Origin of the sequence: Flavobacterium anhuiense (assembly GCF_900101855.1) — a bacterium.
GTDB classification, from domain to species: Bacteria; Bacteroidota; Bacteroidia; order Flavobacteriales; family Flavobacteriaceae; genus Flavobacterium; species Flavobacterium anhuiense.
The window spans coordinates 464,582-482,234 of sequence record NZ_FMVC01000003.1; the positions used below are offsets into that span (position 1 = coordinate 464,582).

The following is a 17,653-nucleotide window of genomic DNA, read 5'->3' on the forward strand; positions in this document are numbered from 1 at the left end:
TTTGAAATGTAAGATTAAAATAACCATTGTTTTGCTGCAAAACATTGAATGAAAAAGAATTACCATACTTTCTCTTACTTTTTGCTGCTAAAACATTTCTTCTAATAATTTAGTTAATTGAAAACTATGAGCAAATTTGATTTTGGAATTGTAGGACTCGGTGTAATGGGCCGTAACTTACTTTTAAATATCGCCAGCCATAACTTTGCGGCTGCAGGTTTAGACTTAGACACCGAAAAAGTCAATTCTCTTCAACAAGAAGCCGACGCCAATCACACTATTGAAGCAACGACAGATGTAAAACATTTTGTGGAGCTTATCCAACAACCAAGAGCGATTATGTTATTGGTTCCTGCTGGGAAACCAGTTGACAGCGCTATTGCAAGTTTATTGCCTCACTTGGATAAAGGAGACATTATTATTGACGGTGGAAACACTTATTTTACTGATACTGACAGAAGATTTTTGGAATTGTCTGAAAAAGGAATCCACTTCTTCGGGATGGGAATTTCTGGCGGTGAAAAAGGCGCTCGTTTCGGTCCTGCTATGATGCCGGGAGGAGATCAGAAAGCTTATGAAAGACTTCGTCCTATTTTTGAAGCAATTGCTGCAAAAGTAGACGGCGAACCTTGCGTTGAATATTTAGGAAACGGTTCTGCTGGAAACTACGTAAAAATGGTTCACAACGGAATTGAATACGGAATCATGCAATTGATCTCTGAGATTTATGACTTAATGAAAAGAGGTTATAACTTGGATGACGCAACGATTCAGAAAACTTTTGAAGAATGGAATCAAACCGATGATTTGAGATCATATTTGATTGAAATCACTGGAAAAATACTGAAGCAAGAAGATACAGACGGAGGTCTTTTAATCAATAAAATTTCAGATTGGGCAAGATCTAAAGGGACAGGAAAATGGACTTCGCAAAACGCCATGGATTTACAAGTTCCAGTTCCGACAATCGACGCAGCGGTTAACATGCGTGATATGTCTAAAACAAAACCTGAAAGAATTGAAGCCGCTAAAAAATTAGTTTGGAATGCTGATGAAGCAAATGTTTCTCAAAGCGAAGCTATTGCTGCTTTAAAATCGGCTTTGTTCTTTTCTATCGTTGTTACGTATGCTCAAGGTTTAGCTCAGCTTCACACCGCTTCTAAAGAATACAACTACGGATTAAATCTGGAAACGGTTGCTAAAATCTGGCGTGGCGGATGCATTATTCGTGCGACAATTTTAGAAGATTTCAGAAAAGCATACGTGGCAAAAGCAGATTTGCCAAACTTACTTTTAGATGGCAGCATCGCTTCAAAATTAACCAAAAATCAAGCAGGAATGCGTGCGGTGATTCAATTTGCTGTTCAAAAAGGCTTGCCAATTTCGGGATTAATGAATTCGTTAGCGTATTTTGATGCTTACCGATCTGAAAACCTTCCGACAAATCTAATTCAAGCACAACGTGATTTCTTTGGGGCACACACTTACGAGCGTATCGACAAAGAAGGCGTTTTCCATACCCAATGGGCTGAATAAGACAACTAAAAAAAAACAACACAACCACACACAATGACTAAAAACAAAAATATAAATCCGACAATTATTGTAATTTTTGGCGGAACCGGAGACCTGGCAAAGAGAAAGCTCTTTCCGGCTTTTCAGAATCTGTATCTTGATGGCCGTATGGCAGAGAAGTTTCAGATTATTGCTCTTGGTAGAGCTCAAAAAAGTGATGAGGAATTCCGCAGTTATGTTTTAGAAAATCTAAATACTTTCTCTAGAAAAAAAGGACTTTCTGATGCAGAAACTCAAAAATTTCTTTCTCATATAAGCTATCACAGTCTTGATATCGACAAAGAAGAATCGTATTTGGGATTGAGCGAAAAGATAAACAGTTTTGACTTAGAGTTTGGCGAGCGTTCAAACCGTCTTTTCTATCTTTCGATAACGCCTTCTTTTATCTCGACCATTTCGAGCAATATCAAGAAAATTGGCCTTGCGGCGAATGCCAAACAGGATCGTATTATTATTGAAAAGCCTTTTGGTTACGATAAAGCTTCTGCAATAGAGTTGAATGAAATGCTTTCGCAAACTTTCAAAGAAGAGCAGATTTATAGAATCGACCATTATTTAGGAAAAGAAACAGTTCAGAATATTTTGGCTTTCCGTTTTGGAAATTCAATGTTTGAACCATTATGGAGCCGTAATTTTATTGATTTCGTGCAAATTACCGTTGCGGAAGAAGTCGGCGTTGAAGAACGAGGCGGATTCTACGAAGGTGTCGGCGCATTGAAAGACATGATTCAGAACCACTTGTTTCAGATTTTATGCATGACCGCTATGGAAGCGCCTGCTTCTTTGGCAGCAGACGATATTAGAAATCGTAAAGCAGATGTGCTGAAATCAATCCGAAGAATTAAACCGGAAGAAGTTGATCACTACATTGTAAGAGGTCAATACGACGCTGGAACTATCAATGGAAAACCTGTTCCGGGTTACCGCCAGGATAAAGGCATTGCTCCAGACTCTAATACAGAAACTTATGTGGCGATGAAAATTTACCTAGACAACTGGAGATGGCAAGGAATTCCGTTCTATTTGCGTTCTGGAAAAAGAATGGAAGAAAAACAGTCGTCCATCATTATTCAGTTCAAACCAGTGCCACACTCTTCGTTTTCTTATGGAAAAGAAGGCATGACTCCAAACCGTCTAATTATTAATATTCAGCCGGATATGGACATCAAACTGCAGTTTATGACCAAAAAACCTGGTTTGTCAATGTCGTTGCGACCAGCCGAAATGGTATTTGATTATTTTGCTTGTTCGACCATGTCGCCAGAAGCGTATGAAACTTTATTGGCAGATGCTTTGGCAGGAGATCCCACTCTATTTATGCGTTGGGATCAGGTAGAAGAAGCTTGGGACGCGATTGAAACGATTCAGCAGGTTTGGAAAACTACTGCCCCAACCAATTTCCCAAATTACAAAGCAGGAAGTTGGGGGCCAGAAGAAGCTGATGAACTATTGGCACGTCAAGGACACAAATGGATTCCGAACACACAAAACATTAAAAAAGAAGAAGAAATTCTAAATGGTACAGATATACAATAACACCGACGAAATTAATACTAAAGCAGCGGATCTTTTTGTAGAATCAGCTCAAAAAGCGATTGCCGCAAAAGGTAAATTTACAGCCGTTCTAACGGGAGGTTCTTCTCCAGCGGGAATCTACAAATTATTGGCTTCTGATGCTTACAAAAATAAAATAGACTGGAGTAAGGTTTATATTTTTTGGGGAGACGAAAGATGGGTGCCGCTAAATGATGATTTGAGTAATGCTAAAATGTCTTATTCAACTTTGTTAAGCCACGTGCCTATTCCGCAAGAAAATATTTTTGAAATGTACAAAGATGGCGTAACTCCTGAGGATTATGCTGCTGAATACGAAAAGTCTATCAGAACTATTTTAGGCGAAGAAGGAAAATTTGACCTGATTTTATTAGGCATGGGAGATGACGGACATACAGCTTCTCTTTTCCCAGGCGAAGCGGTTCTAGAGGAGCAAACCAAATGGGTTGATGCCTATTATTTAGCTCCTCAGAAAATGTATCGTATCACGCTTACAGCTCCGTTAATCAATAAGGCGGAAAAAATTGTAGTGGTGGCTTTTGGCGAAAAGAAAGTTCATGCTTTGAAAGAAGTGACAACTGGCGAATACAATCCGACTCTTTACCCAATGCAATTGATTAAACCCGTTTCGGGTGAATTATTGTTTTTAGTAGATAAAGTGGCTGCCGGAACGAACTAAGAAATTGTTTTTTTATATAATTTAAGGTCTATGCTGAAAAGTGTAGACCTTATTTTTTTTGATTTTTTTCTCCCGCAGATCTGGCAGATTTGGCAGATATTGTAATTAAAAAAAATCTGCTGAATCTGCAAAATCTGCGGGAGAACTTTTATTCTCAAAGCAATTCAAAAACTGCCAACAAAACACTGAAAAACAAATATTTAAAAAACCTATTTCTTTTTTATTTAATTTTGTTTAATACTCTCCGATTCAATCTATTAGATTATAAGCATCATTTTTCTTTCGAGCTTTTACATTGATTATATAATTTCAAATCTATTTTGCAATGAAATATAATTACTTCCTAATTGCGGTTTTTCTTCTTTTTGTTTGCTGTAAAGAAAAAAACACAGAACCCAAATCAGTTAAAGTCAGCGCTTCGCAAGGATGTTATATTCCGAAAACGAACGATAAAGATTGGTACACCCAAAACAAAAAAGCACCAAAGTTTAAAGGTCTTGAAGGTGTAACATTTAAAATTACAACCAATACCCCAGAAGTTCAGGAATATTTCAATCAAGGGTTAATGCTGGCCTACGGATTTAATCATGCCGAAGCAGCAAGATCGTTTTATGAAGCTTCGCGTTTAGATCCGAATTGCGCTATGGCGTATTGGGGTTTTGCTTATGTCTTAGGTCCAAATTATAATGCGGGAATGGAAGAAGATAATTTTCAGCGTGCTTATGACGCTGCCCAAAAAGCTAAAAAACTTTCTGCTAAATGTTCTCCGAAAGAAATTTCCATGATTGATGCCTTATTAGTGCGTTATGCTAAAAATCCTCCTGCGGACAGAAAACCATTGGATACCGCTTACGCCGCAGCCATGAAAAAAGTCTATCTTAAATTTTCTTCAGATCCTGATGTTGGCACGCTCTATGCCGAATCCTTAATGAATCTTCACCCTTGGGATTTGTATGAAAAAGATACCGAAGTACTCAAAAAATGGACACCGCAAATATTGGCTGTTTTAAACGAATTAATTAAAAAAAATCCGAAACATCCGGGTGCACATCATTTTTTGATTCATGCCGTAGAAGCTTCTGCACATCCAGAAAAAGGACTCAAAAGTGCCAAATTACTGGAGACTTTAGTTCCGGGTTCGGGACATTTGGTGCATATGCCTTCTCATATTTACATTCGTACGGGAGATTATCATGAGGGCACGCTTTCCAACATTGAAGCCGTTCGAATTGATAGTTTGTATTCTACTGCCTGTAATGCACAAGGCGCTTATCCTCTAGCCTATTATCCGCACAATTATCATTTTTTGGTGGCTACAGCGGCTTTAGAAGGAAATTCAAAATTAGCTTGGGAATCGGCACAAATATTACAGCAACATATGTCGCCTAAAATCATGCGTGAAGCTGGTTGGGGAACTTTACAGCATTATTATAGCATTCCGTATTATATCGCCGTAAAATTCTCGATGTGGAATAAAATAATGGAGATTCCGCAACCTGAAAAAGACCTTGTATATCCAAACGCTATTTGGCATTATGCCAGAGGAATGGCATATCTCGGAAAAAATGATATTGCCAATGCCGAAAAACAGCTTGCTTCTTTGAACCAATTAGCCAAAGATAAAACCTTAAAAGAAGTTACTATTTGGAATATCAACACTACTTACGATTTGGTTCAGATTGCTAATAACGTTCTTTCAGCAGGTGTTGAAGCAAAAAAGAATAATTTGGATAAAGCGATTATTCTTTTAAACAAAGCAATAACAATTGAAGACCAATTAAATTACAACGAACCGCCAGATTGGTTTTTCTCCGTTAGACATTATTTAGGAACTGTTTTACTTAAAGTTGGAAAATATGCCGAAGCCGAAAAAGTATACAGACAAGATTTACAAACGCTCCCAAAAAACGGCTTCGCCTTAATCGGACTTTATAATGCTTTAAATCAACAGAAAAAAGAAAAAGAGGCTTTAAAAATTAAAAGCGCTTTTGATACTGCTTGGCAATATGCCGATGTGAAGATTATGGCTTCTTCTAGTATTTTGGAGTGAGTTTAATGTTTCTTTTACGAATTTATTTGAGATATAATAATGTAAAATTGAAGATTTTTATAGGGCTGACTATTAAGACAGAAAAAATGCAGTCTAAAGACATTTGCGCCGTTTTTTAATTTAAGTTCAGGACTTTCTGCGGAGCTGTACTAAAAAAACCTAAGTCATCACATTAAAATCATTTGTCTTTTGTAAAACTCGACAAATTTAGCTTCTTGATTAAAAAGTCAACCATTAGATTTAATTCGTTATTAAGAAAATTCTTTTAGCGATATCGTAAACGAATTGCCTTGTTTAGGTTATGGATTTATTTTTATAAATATTTTATTTACAATATTTACTAATTCAAACAATTCTTCGGCGCTTTTTTTTATACGCTTCCATGATTTTAATTGTCTTTCTTTAAATCGAAATTAGAAAGAATAGATTATTTTATCATAAACAATTTATTACATACAACTGAATTATATCCGAGCTAAACACCAAAATATAAATAAACACTAAACCAATCATGAAAAAACAAATTTTAATTATTTCATTTTTATTTAATTCAATTGTATCTATGAATGCTCAATGGACTGGAACAAATCCTATTTCAACTACTTCAAACGTAGGAATTGGAACTGGTTATGGCGGAGTTGGAAATCTTGTTCCCATAGAAAAGCTTACAATTGGAGAAATGGGGGGCAATATTGCCATCATGGACCGCAGAACTTCTACAACTGAAATGTACTCCAGTGGTATAAAATTTTATGATTTCTATAATGAAGCGGCTGCAATTTCATTGGAACATAACTCTTATTTTGGAGGCAATGTCCGTGCTTTAAAATTTTCAGTAAATGGAGCCGAAAGGATTCGAATTAATTCAAATGGTCGTGTAGGCATTGGTACAGTTAATCCTACCTATATGTTAGACGTAATAGGAACTATAAGAGCACGAGAAATCAAGGTAGATCTTAATGGTGCCGATTTTGTCTTTGAAAATGATTACAAATTAATGCCATTAAACGAATTAGAGAAATTTGTTAAAGACAACAAGCATTTACCAGAGGTACTTCCAGCAAATGAAATGGAAAAAAATGGAACTGATTTAGGTGTTCTAGCCTCTAAGTTATTACAAAAAATTGAGGAATTGACTTTGTATACAATAGAGCAAAATAAAAAACTCAAAAAACAAAATCAAGAACTCACAATGCTTAAAGGAAAAATAAAAAAAATGGAGTCTACAAAAAAAGGATAATCCCAGTGTTTATATACTCCCAGCTCCAGAAGTGCTCAATTAAAAAGCTACACTAAATGTCTCTGACTTTGTGTTTTTCCACAAATATAATTTAAAAACGAAAATTTATAAAAAATCTCCAACTTTACACTAAGACTTCAGATAAAGCCAGAGACTTTTCAGAGGCCTGTTATTGAAAACTGGAGAAAAAAGTTGCGCAAAGTCACATCCAGCGCAACTTTTCAATTTAAGTATGGCACTCTTTGCAGAGCGAGGATATAATTTTTCTTGTGTCTTATATAAGTGAACAGCTCATCGACTTCATACGTCTTGCCTCTGCTGATAATTGGCTTAACAATGTTTCTGGCAATTAAGATGATTCTTTTCAATAGTGTTGTCGTTGATATTTTTAATATTCTTGCCGTGCTTCTTATTCCTAAACCTTCTTTAGTTAATTGTATAATATGATGGTTTATCTCTGTCTTATAAGCCAGATATGCATAATTTTCAACTCTAGTTTTCCCACATGCTCTGCAAATATATCTTTGATTACCCGACTTTGTCTTTCCATATTTTATCATCTTTCGAATAGCACCAACACATCTGTAACACCTTGTCTGGTTTGACTCCATTTTTTTCGATTTAAGGCATTATAAAATAAAAAAACAGCCCAAAGGCTGTTTTAATTTTTATGCGATATTAATATAAATATCTTATTTTCTGTAAATGTTAAAGGCATTAATTAACCACCAACACATCTGATACATTACCTTTTATATCCTTTTTTAATATACCAATCTCCTTTATATAACTTATAATCTTTTAGGTCTTTTGCATTTGTTTTTTTTGATTTTCTTACTAAATATGGCACATCATAATAATTTGGATTAATATAAACATTATCTTCATTATCAACACCTAAAACCATAAAATTTAGTTTTAAAAAAAAATCTATATAAAATTTAATTTCAGTATTAGTAAAATAACCAGCACAATCTCTATTTGGTAAATTGTCATCTATCCTTGTTATTTTTTTTGTTTTTGAATTTACCCAAACAATGTATGGATTACAATGAAGGTTATACTTACTAACTAGTAAAACAATATCATCCTTATTTACACTACGAGTTTCGATATAAGTGTTTTTTAAACATGAAAAATCCGAAGAATCATATTTCGAAATAATTTTATCGATACTTTTTTGATTACTGTTGCATGATTGTAAAGCACAAAACAATAACATTGCTATTAAAAATATTCTGCTCATTTTTTTTAGGGTTTTGGAATTGGAGACAATCCCTTACTTTTGCTCCAAGTTCTATTATTAAATTGATGTTCGATGGAATAGTATACTCCTGATGATATGGACAATTGATCATCTTCACTATCTAGTTGGCCAGGATAGCCATTTGTTCCTGAATTCACAACACTATTATACTCTGCTCCGCCGAGTAATGTTATAGGTCCAAATCCCAAAGCATTTCCAGCTGCTCCAAATAAAAAATTACCAAAATTAAAATGATTGTGAGCAATATTTTGGCCTTGTGGGAGAAACAAATAGGGAGTATATTTTCCAAATTGAATTGGTGATGCACCAGGGAAATTACTAGGAATTGAAGTTACAGAAAAATCAAATTTTCCACCTCCCTTTCCTTCTGCCGCAATGTAACTCCATTTATTGTCCTTATTTTTTGGGTTGAAAGCACCAGCTTCTCCAACCATATCTGAAATTTGTTTTTCATTAAGCACAACAAGTTGACTAATTAGACCATCCTTTATAGCCTTTGAATCATTTTCAGGATCTGCAAATTCAAAATTTAATGCATTTGAATAGATTTCGTAATGTTTTTTTGTTTTCTTGTCGTATCTTATTTTGCTATTTTGATAGAATCTGCCACTCCATTCTTTTTTTCCATCATCTTGTATTTTCCAAAAAGAACCATTTGGTTTAAAAACTGCTAAAGAGTCCCCATTTACATCAACAAAAAAAACAGGATTATTTTTAGTGTAACTGTATGGTGTATTATCGAGATACTTCTCTGAAAACCTATCCATATTCATAAACCTACCCAAAGCAGGATCATAATTACGTCTACCATAGTCGTAAAAGTTAAGCCCCAGCTCGTCTTGAAGCTCCTTTCCGTTGTACTTATACTTGTTTTCTAAACCATTAACAGTGTTATTATATCCTTTATGGGTTAACCCAAAAGGATAGTAATTGTTCTCTTGGACAATCTCACTGCTATTTACAACACCATTATTGTCTTTATCCTGATAACTTAAACGGATATTACCCAAATGGTCTTTGTATTGATAAATATAGTTATAATTTCCTGAATTGTATTCCACATAACCTTCGGCCTGAGAAAAGAATTTCAAAACATTGTTTTCATATTGAAAACCAGCAGCATAATCGGTCGTAATACCATTCGCCGTCTTTCGCTGTTTTGTCCCTGTGGCATCATAGATATAATTAATGGTGCCACCGCCTATAGATACAGCCGTAGGAAGATTTAAATGGTTGTAATTAATTCCTGCAACGTTTTTATTGGCGTCGGAAATCATATTGCCATTCAAATCGTAGCCATAATCAATATTTGATCCGCTATTTCCATTGGTGAAACCTTCGGTATTCCCTGTCGCATCTTCCACTTTCTCCAATCGGTTTCCACCATCATAAGTATACACCAATTTATCAATTTGTCCAAAACTTGCGGTATTGGGTACATTGTTTCCATTTCGATCCAATGTCATGATATTCCCATTTTTATCGTAAGTGAGGGATTCGTTATAACGTCCAAGATTATCATTGGCTTGAATAAGTCGGCTTAGAGCATCATAACTGTAAGTGTAATTTTTCAAACTGCTGTCTGAATTGGTAGTTTTCCAAAATGTCTGACTTATATTTCCGTTGTATAATCCCTTGGTTGGATCTGAAGGACTGTTGTAATTGATTTTAAATCCGAACAAATCACCAGTCCCCATTGTTATATCATTATTATTGGCATTACTATCGTTAATCCCTGTCAACCAGCCTCTAATATTATATCTGTAATCAATATTTTGCAAACGTGACTGGTTTATTTTTCCTCCTACGCCTTTGCCTACCAGTTGTCCCCACTCATTATAGGTATTGCTGGCAATTACTTCCTGAGTCAGATTGTTGATAGTTTGTTTTTGAGTCAATAAACGTCCGGCATGATCGTATTCAAAAACGTCCTTAATCACAATTTCCGCATTCGCCGCCTTTTTATGAGTAGAAGTCGTTTCCAAAACTTTTCCAACTAAATCAAGTTGGCTCTTTACAGTACTGGTTATGTCTAAAAAATTATTTTTGCTGTAATTGTAAATGGGTCTTGTTTTCTCATCATAATAAGTTATATTGGTTATCCAAGTATTTGTACCCAAAACCCTCAGTTTAGTGCCTGTTGACAAGCCTTTCACATTTGTTATAGGAACTATGCCGTAAGCTGTTTGCGGAACCCCTCCATCTAAATCAAAACTGTAATCATCATAATAATTGATTGTAAATAGATTGAGTGTCATTGCATTTGGAAAAGCATTGTTGCTGTAATATACCGTACTGTTATTTATTGTATTGGCACCCTGCTTCGTTTCGAATAAAACGGCAGTAGCATCTGCTTGCCCTTGTACTGTCGCACGATTGCCTGCGTTTACATATTCTCCTGTATAGACCGGTCTGCTGAAAGCATCATACTTCGTAAACAGCCATTTATTTAACGTCCTTAAGTTGACGTCTTGTGTTAGAATTGGCCTGTCCAGTTTATCATAAACGATATATTCCCAACCTTTACCAGGGAGTTTTTTCTCCACAAGACGGTTTCGAGAATCATATTTGTATTGGTAACACAAATCATCAAAATTACCTGCTACAATAGCTGCAGTAAATGTACTCCCAGCTTGAGCATGAAAACCATCAGATAAAACTATTGAATTTGTCGCAACAAGAGGTAAACTGGCTCCTGCTAGCAAAACAGCAGTAGATGTAACATTGCTCTGCACATTGGCCGAACTAACGATGCCTGCAGCTTTTGGTGGGAGAACATAAGTTAAGTTTCCAAAATCATCATATACATAATAAGTATCGTGTGCTGTTTGAGTGGAAATAAGCTGACCATTACTGTCTTTATAATCCGAATAAGTTCTTTTTAATACTATATTACCTTGTTTGTTCTTAAATTCTTCGGTGGTGTTGTTTTTTCCTGACGTCCAATTTTCGTCTTTTGTAATTGTTTTATACAATTGATTTTCTGCATAGTACCCAGAATTCAAAGGAGATAACACTAAAGTAGGCGTATAAGTATTATTAGAAAAAGTATGTGTAACTTTAAAAAGCTTCACTTCGCCAACCGCATTAGTCTGATAGTTTAGTTTTATCTCATGTCCTGAGCCCAGTTTCCAGTCGTTTCCAGGAGCTGCCTGTTGAAAAACACGATTAAGAGGAGAAGCTTCCAAAAGTTTCTCACTATATGGATTGTCATTGACAGTACCATAGTTTGTTTTATATTGTGCAATCAAATTCGTTTCTAAAGTGGTCGGATCAATATAAGTCTTTGTGCTTTGTGTAGATGCATAAGGAAGATATTCCCTGATCTGACGTCCAAAAGGATCATAAGCAATAGGTGTTATAATATCCTTTCCTGTAAATGACTGCCGACTTGCATTTTGCTGTACAGGCCTCCCTAGTCCGTCAAAATATGTAATATCTTCATTTGCCTGATTAATAGCAGGTGACGTAAGAACTGTAGCGCTTGGTACTGTATATGTGGTAGTTTTTATATAATTTTCGCTGTTTGACTGACCAATAATTAAGATAGGAAATAAAAACAAAAGCAGAATTGTAATTTTTTTTATAATCATTTTGGTTTACTGTTTTTTATAATATTGGTTAGAAAATATTTATTTTTCTCTTTTCCATAAATTGAAGTGCACTAAAAATCGCTATTATCTTTTGAAAATTAATATTGAACAAAAGGCTTAAGGCTGTAATTGAAAGATTTTACAATACTTTTTACATCTCCAGTTTCTTTAAGATAAATCTCTTTAAGGCGCCCAAATCCATCGTAGTCATAATATTCAGCCTTATTATTAGGGTTCATAATACTCGTCTGTACCTTAAAAAAAGGATCATAAGTATAGGTTGTCATCATGGCAGTAGCTGGATACATTCTAACCTCATCTATATAAGCGTATGAGCTGCCAATGGTGTGTACAAAACCACTGTTGGCATCTAAAATATTCTCCTCGTACATCCAAGAAGATGAGGCATTTGCTTTACCCCAATAAGAAACAATAATCTTACTATATCCAGCAGAGGCAGGAGGAATATTAATGGTATAAGATCCACTATGTGATTTTTTACCTGTCTTGGCATAAACAGTATTTACTGCATCTATATCTTCTTCAAAACTAGTATGAAAAGGAATATTAAATTTCTGTTCGACAGTAGAGGTCATATTAAAGTTTATGTCATGCTGGTAAGGCCCTGATTTTCCTCCATATCCCGCATTTATTGCAATTGTATAAGTGCCCGATGGTAAAAAGTAAGAAGATGTAACTGATCTATCAGTTTGACTCATAGACAAATAATCGCTGATTTGGGGTAAAGAATATCCCGACTTATATACAGAGATATTAAATGTTGCTTCATGATCATTATTTTTGGAATAGTCCCTAGTAAACTGCACTGTCTTATCTGCTGAAATTGTAAAGGTGCCCAAAGTATAACTTTGATTTAAAGACATTGGCTGTGAAAACATATTGCTAAATAGGTATTCTGTTTGCGATACATTCTGCTCTATGTTGCTAGAGTTTTTTATTTCAGCTATTGGAAAGTTTTTATTATACCCCCACAAATAAGTGATTGGCATCCCATCTTCTTTTTTTAAGCTGAGAACATTTCCTTTTTCATCATAAGATAAAAATCTAATTCTATTTTCTAAAGCAGACTGAGCATCTTTTTGATACCTAACAAACTCTGGTTCTATAATATTATTACCCCAATTTTTATACTCATTAAATATTTTTTGGGTTTGCACACCTTCATTTTTAATAGTCTGTTCAACTACTGGAGTTATAATATTCTTATCAACCATCGTTTTATAAGGCAAAGTTGGATAATAATCATATGGATACTTAAAAGAGGTTACTATATTTTCTCCTGAACTGTTCGTTACTGAAATTTCTTTTTCTTTTAAATTATGCTGGTTGTATTGATAATTTGTGGTTTCCGTAATATATTTAGTGAGATTTGATAGATCATAAGTTTTTTTCGTGCTATAATCTAGGAGCTCCGCTTTTTGGTAGGCTTTTGTATTAAGTGCTCTGAAGGATTGTATATACTCATCAATAAATGATGGAGATAAAGCCACAGCACCTGTTGGTCTTGATGAATACGACAAATAATTCAATCTTCTTGTTATATTAATCCCTGTATTGAATTCTTGAATAAAATGATCAGAATAAGCGTAATTTTCATCAACTACTACATTACCGTCACTATTTTTTATCACTTTTTGAAGTAATTTAGGATGATAATTACCTTTATCATTTTGATAAGTATGGTATTCCCTTATAAGCGATGTATATGAAAACAAGTCAGGAGCAGAATAAGAATACAACGTTGAGCCTGCATTATTTGATGATGTTCCATTAAATTCCGTTACACTGCCATACACAACGGGTAATCCTGGCATTAAATCATGTGAGACGATCGGCTCTGAGAAAAAAAGGTTACGGTCGTATAAAACTTCACAAGATAAGCTCTGATTCCAGCTATCGTTCGGAAATTGAAAATAGACATCTATATATTTTTGATCATACATATAAAATTCATGTTCAATTTTATTAAAAATTGGGATACTATACTGGTATGTCTTTCTGTCTGATACCTTGTTATTCTCAGTATAATTTATAATTTCCGAAACCCTAAATCCACCGAAATAGCCTGCAGGCCCAGAAGGATATAGTTCATTTGTATAAAATCTTTCAAATTTAAAGGATGTTTTTCCACCACTTGGATAAATTATATCCTTAATCATGCAAGCTTTTGCATAAAAACCATCATCAGCTTTTCTATCTCCATATTGAGAACTTTTATATTGAGCGGGAAGAAAATCATTATGAATCGCACTGCCTTTATTGCTTCCGTTGTAATACCCCCAAAAATCTATGTTTACCTTACGATTTTGATCTTTAGAGTAATATGGTGGCAACATTTGGCTTTCATACGAAACAGCATAGGTCTGTGGCTGTAAATTATCTTTATCGATTATTGAAACCGAATTGAGTTTTAATCTTTTATCTGCAGCTGTTGAGCCGAAGTAAGATTGATTAAATGAAATCTTTTTTAAAATCTCGTTTGGTGATTTTTTAGAAGCGATCCAGATTTCAGTTATTCTTTTTAATTCTGTAAAATCTTCCCGATTTGAATAAATAAAATTAATTATTTCATCCGCAGTCTCAATTGATGTTAAAATAGCTTCTTCAAAATTAGTAGGTGGCGAACCTGTGCTACTTTCGGTTGCATAAGTTTCTACTTCATTACTATTGCAATTAGGCGATAAAAATCTTTTCGGAGTGGAAACCATACTTTCAGGATTCCTTACATTAACACTAGAAGTATATTGGTAGACTAATTTAATCTCATCTATTCCATCTGCAGAAGTAATTTTTTTGAGATGCCATTCAGAATTAGAAACATTCGAATTTATATTTTTTTCATAAAAGTAAACAGTTCCATTATCATCTACAATCTGAAAACTAGTTACAATGTTGCTTGTTAGGTTTCTACTAATTTTATAAGGTTTATATGGCAAAGTAATTATAGTGTTATCTAAAGGGTAGTTATATCGAAATACTCCGGTAATACCATTCGGCAGACTATAAAAATATCGATCACTCATTAAATCCTCATAATTATATTTTGTACTCATATAGGTTTCTAAATTTATGGCACTTGGGTAACAATTGCATGAAGAATCATAACCGTTATGAACCATATTCGGCATCGTATTAAGAAATTGTTCAGCATTAGCATAGGTTCTAATTCCTGTTCTTGATTCATCTGGGATATCATTAACTGTTCGCGCTATTATACCACCAGCATTTAAAACCCATCCCAATCCAACTTCTGATGATATATCATTGACTTTTATACCCGAGGCATGATAAGATATGGAAATTGGCAGAGTCAATCTTTTACTTTGAATTGTATAAAGAGGTATACTAATGTTGGGTACTCCTGTGCTGTAATCTACTGGAATTTCACCATATCGCATAAAGTTTTGAGCTGTTGGCGATGGAGGTATGACATTAGGCATTTGAATAGTTTGTCCAAATGCCACACCTGTTAACATAAGGAACAATAAAAAGGAGAGTTTCTTCATAGTTTTTAATTCAATTAAAATTATTCTATTTAAGGCTTTGGTTCATATAAAAAGCAATCGGTTGCGTTTTGAATTCAAAAAAAAACATTAACAATTATATGAATATTAATTTTGATTACTAGGATAATTATACTCTTTTTAATAAGATTTTTTAACATTAAAATACTTTATTGTGCAACTTTCATTTTGTCTTCGTTTCAAAATTAAAGTGTCAATTAATCTTATTATTTTTAAAGCAGTGCTCTTTTTAATTAGACTACTTTTTATTTTTAAGCAATTCATTTTCTTGCTTGAGAACAGAAATATCTTTCTTCATTTCAATTACATATAAAGTCAATTCTTCTATTTTCTGAAGTAATTTAGCATTCATTTCTCCAAGATTAATTCCGTTTTTCAATACTTCATTTTCACTTGGAATATTCTCCAAATGTCCTTTTTCTGCAATATGTTTTTCAACTTCTTCAAGCGTCGGCAGATCGTAGTTCTTTTTAAAAACAAAATCTGACCAGCCTGCCATATCGACTTTTACTTCTTTAGAATGTATTGTACCGTTTACTGCGAGTTTAGAATCTGGAGTTTTAGTACCAATACCTAACATTTCCAGATTTATCAAGTCTCATTCTCTCCACTCCCGTTGTTCCGAAAACTATATTATTATTCATATCAGGAACTGTTGAATAACCCGAAATATCGATAAAAGTTTTAACAGAAATGTTTGTTCCACCTCCAGCAGATAATCTTAAAAAACCATCATCATACAAATGCCCTGCACCGCTATATCCTCTAATTTCGCCATTTGATAAAGTTCCTGCTGTAATTGATGGCCTTGGCAAAGTATTATTACCAACTCCTCCTCCTAATGATAGAGAGCCATTAACAGCAAGCTTACTCACAGGATTAGTAACTCCAAAGCCTACATTTTTATCACTGCTAATAGACATTATAGTATTTGAAATTCCATAATCAATATCTAAAAAGGCTACAGAAGTATTATCGCGAGATTTAAAAACCCATGGTCCTCCAGTATGACGATATGGCTGAATTGATAAACGAGTAATCTGTCCTTCTCCTGAAGGAGAAACCTGATTGCCTATTTTTAGGCTTGTATCAAAACTTACAGCTCCTGAAGTCGGCACTGTGTTTTGAGAGAATGTATAATTAGTAATAAGAAATAAAATTATTAGTCGAATTGTTTTCATTTTATATTTAGTTTAAGTTCTTTCAAATACTCTTTAATCTCTATATTTTCTTTCTTTACACTTTCATTTTCTTTTTTCATTTGAATCATATATAAAGTCAATTCTTCAATCTTCTGCAAAAGCTTAGCATTCATTTCTCCAAGATTAATTCCATTTTCTAAGACCTCTTTCTCGCTTGGAATATTCTCTAAATGTCCTTTTTCTGCAATATGCTTTTCAACTTCTTCAAGAGTTGGTAAATTATATTCTTTTTTAAAGACAAAATCTGACCAGCCTGTCATGTCAACTTTTACTTCTTTGGAATGGATTGTGCCATTTACTGCTAATTTAGAATCTGGATTAAGTGTACCAATTCCAACATTACCTCCTTTGGCATTTAGAATTAAATTATAAAAAGCATTGGGATCATTAAAATCTTGTGGTTGTATCCATCCATAACTTTTAATATTCATTCCAAAATCTAATACTTCTCCCGCACCGTTTGGAGAAGATTGAAGTCTTAAAATGGCTGTTGAGTTTTGTCCATTTGTAGGGCCACCTTGATCTATTGTTATTTGATCTCCAACAATTGTTAGCTTTTGTTTTGGCGCAGTTGTACCGATACCAATATTTCCATTAGCTTGAAAAGTCATTTTTGTTGAATTATTCATTCCGTTGTCACTTCCCCCAAACGACAAAAATAATTTTCCCTGAGTTGTAATACTTGGAACCCATGAAAAACTAGCATTTTGAATTCCAGAACCTCCAAAACATAATTTTGCCGATGCTTGATCTGATATTGCTGATGGTTCACCAAAATATAAATGAGAAAAAGATTGACTTGGGCTCGTCCTTATTTCTAAACTATTATTCGGATTTGTGATTCCAATTCCAACATTTCCTGTTGGATCAAGTTTATTCTGAGCAATATTAAATTGCGAAATAAATACACAAAACAACAAGACTGTTTGTTTCATATTATACATCATT

11 protein-coding genes and 1 pseudogene are annotated in these 17,653 nt (G+C 34.2%); 5 read left to right on the forward strand and 7 right to left on the reverse strand.

Going from position 1 to position 17,653, the window contains the following annotated elements; all coding sequences use genetic code 11:
- Window positions 1-126 precede the first annotated feature (126 nt).
- The 5 genes from gndA (at window position 127) to BLP44_RS10045 (ending at window position 7,098) form a co-directional block, all read left to right on the forward strand.
- Window positions 127-1,536, forward strand: a complete 1,410-nt coding sequence (gene gndA / locus BLP44_RS10025) for an NADP-dependent phosphogluconate dehydrogenase (protein WP_091132901.1) — start codon at window positions 127-129, stop codon at window positions 1,534-1,536.
- A gap of 33 nt (window positions 1,537-1,569) precedes the next feature.
- Window positions 1,570-3,111 (forward strand): glucose-6-phosphate dehydrogenase, encoded by a 1,542-nt coding sequence (gene zwf / locus BLP44_RS10030; protein ID WP_008463405.1) that lies wholly within the window; start codon window positions 1,570-1,572, stop codon window positions 3,109-3,111.
- Window positions 3,092-3,808: a 6-phosphogluconolactonase gene (pgl, locus tag BLP44_RS10035; protein ID WP_008463404.1), complete on the forward strand. Its 717-nt coding sequence runs from the start codon at window positions 3,092-3,094 to the stop codon at window positions 3,806-3,808. Before zwf ends, pgl begins: the two co-directional genes overlap by 20 nt.
- 325 nt (window positions 3,809-4,133) lie before the next feature.
- Complete coding sequence (locus BLP44_RS10040) at window positions 4,134-5,858, forward strand: tetratricopeptide repeat protein (RefSeq protein WP_091132413.1); 1,725 nt, start codon at window positions 4,134-4,136, stop codon at window positions 5,856-5,858.
- Window positions 5,859-6,369: 511 nt separating this feature from the next.
- Window positions 6,370-7,098, forward strand: coding sequence for a hypothetical protein (locus tag BLP44_RS10045; RefSeq protein WP_139159194.1), 729 nt, complete (start codon window positions 6,370-6,372; stop codon window positions 7,096-7,098).
- 254 nt (window positions 7,099-7,352) lie between these two features.
- Here BLP44_RS10045 and BLP44_RS10050 read toward each other — a convergent pair.
- From BLP44_RS10050 to BLP44_RS10075, 7 genes and pseudogenes are all read right to left on the reverse strand, one after another.
- Window positions 7,353-7,709, reverse strand: a pseudogene (locus BLP44_RS10050) (IS1/IS1595 family N-terminal zinc-binding domain-containing protein); the annotation flags it as partial.
- A 134-nt stretch (window positions 7,710-7,843) separates the two neighbouring features.
- Window positions 7,844-8,344 carry a hypothetical protein gene (locus tag BLP44_RS10055; RefSeq protein ID WP_139159195.1) on the reverse strand — a complete coding sequence of 167 codons (501 nt, stop codon included), beginning with the start codon at window positions 8,342-8,344 and terminating at the stop codon, window positions 7,844-7,846.
- 5 nt (window positions 8,345-8,349) lie between these two features.
- Window positions 8,350-11,958, reverse strand: a complete 3,609-nt coding sequence (locus BLP44_RS10060) for a DUF6443 domain-containing protein (RefSeq protein WP_091132423.1) — start codon at window positions 11,956-11,958, stop codon at window positions 8,350-8,352.
- Window positions 11,959-12,056: 98 nt separating this feature from the next.
- Window positions 12,057-15,485, reverse strand: a complete 3,429-nt coding sequence (locus BLP44_RS10065; protein WP_139159196.1) for a hypothetical protein — start codon at window positions 15,483-15,485, stop codon at window positions 12,057-12,059.
- Between the two features lie 256 nt (window positions 15,486-15,741).
- Window positions 15,742-16,083, reverse strand: coding sequence for a hypothetical protein (locus BLP44_RS10070; protein WP_244511728.1), 342 nt, complete (start codon window positions 16,081-16,083; stop codon window positions 15,742-15,744).
- A complete protein-coding gene (locus tag BLP44_RS23140) occupies window positions 16,064-16,684 on the reverse strand; it encodes a hypothetical protein (protein ID WP_244511730.1) in 621 nt (206 codons plus the stop codon). Before BLP44_RS23140 ends, BLP44_RS10070 begins: the two co-directional genes overlap by 20 nt.
- Window positions 16,681-17,640: a hypothetical protein gene (locus BLP44_RS10075; protein ID WP_139159197.1), complete on the reverse strand. Its 960-nt coding sequence runs from the start codon at window positions 17,638-17,640 to the stop codon at window positions 16,681-16,683. The genes BLP44_RS23140 and BLP44_RS10075 overlap by 4 nt, the downstream gene beginning before the upstream one ends.
- Window positions 17,641-17,653: the final 13 nt, after the last annotated feature.

What these genes read in the sequence shown, in the direction of transcription:
- zwf (WP_008463405.1), top strand. Translation starts at nt 1,570, where the DNA reads ATGACTAAAAACAAAAATATAAATCCGACAATTATTGTAATTTTTGGC.
- BLP44_RS10065 (WP_139159196.1), bottom strand. Translation starts at nt 15,485, where the DNA reads ATGAAGAAACTCTCCTTTTTATTGTTCCTTATGTTAACAGGTGTGGCA.
- BLP44_RS10045 (WP_139159194.1), top strand. Translation starts at nt 6,370, where the DNA reads ATGAAAAAACAAATTTTAATTATTTCATTTTTATTTAATTCAATTGTA.
- gndA (WP_091132901.1), top strand. Translation starts at nt 127, where the DNA reads ATGAGCAAATTTGATTTTGGAATTGTAGGACTCGGTGTAATGGGCCGT.
- BLP44_RS10040 (WP_091132413.1), top strand. Translation starts at nt 4,134, where the DNA reads ATGAAATATAATTACTTCCTAATTGCGGTTTTTCTTCTTTTTGTTTGC.
- BLP44_RS10070 (WP_244511728.1), bottom strand. Translation starts at nt 16,083, where the DNA reads ATGTTAGGTATTGGTACTAAAACTCCAGATTCTAAACTCGCAGTAAAC.
- BLP44_RS10075 (WP_139159197.1), bottom strand. Translation starts at nt 17,640, where the DNA reads ATGAAACAAACAGTCTTGTTGTTTTGTGTATTTATTTCGCAATTTAAT.
- BLP44_RS10055 (WP_139159195.1), bottom strand. Translation starts at nt 8,344, where the DNA reads ATGAGCAGAATATTTTTAATAGCAATGTTATTGTTTTGTGCTTTACAA.
- pgl (WP_008463404.1), top strand. Translation starts at nt 3,092, where the DNA reads ATGGTACAGATATACAATAACACCGACGAAATTAATACTAAAGCAGCG.
- BLP44_RS23140 (WP_244511730.1), bottom strand. Translation starts at nt 16,684, where the DNA reads ATGAAAACAATTCGACTAATAATTTTATTTCTTATTACTAATTATACA.
- BLP44_RS10060 (WP_091132423.1), bottom strand. Translation starts at nt 11,958, where the DNA reads ATGATTATAAAAAAAATTACAATTCTGCTTTTGTTTTTATTTCCTATC.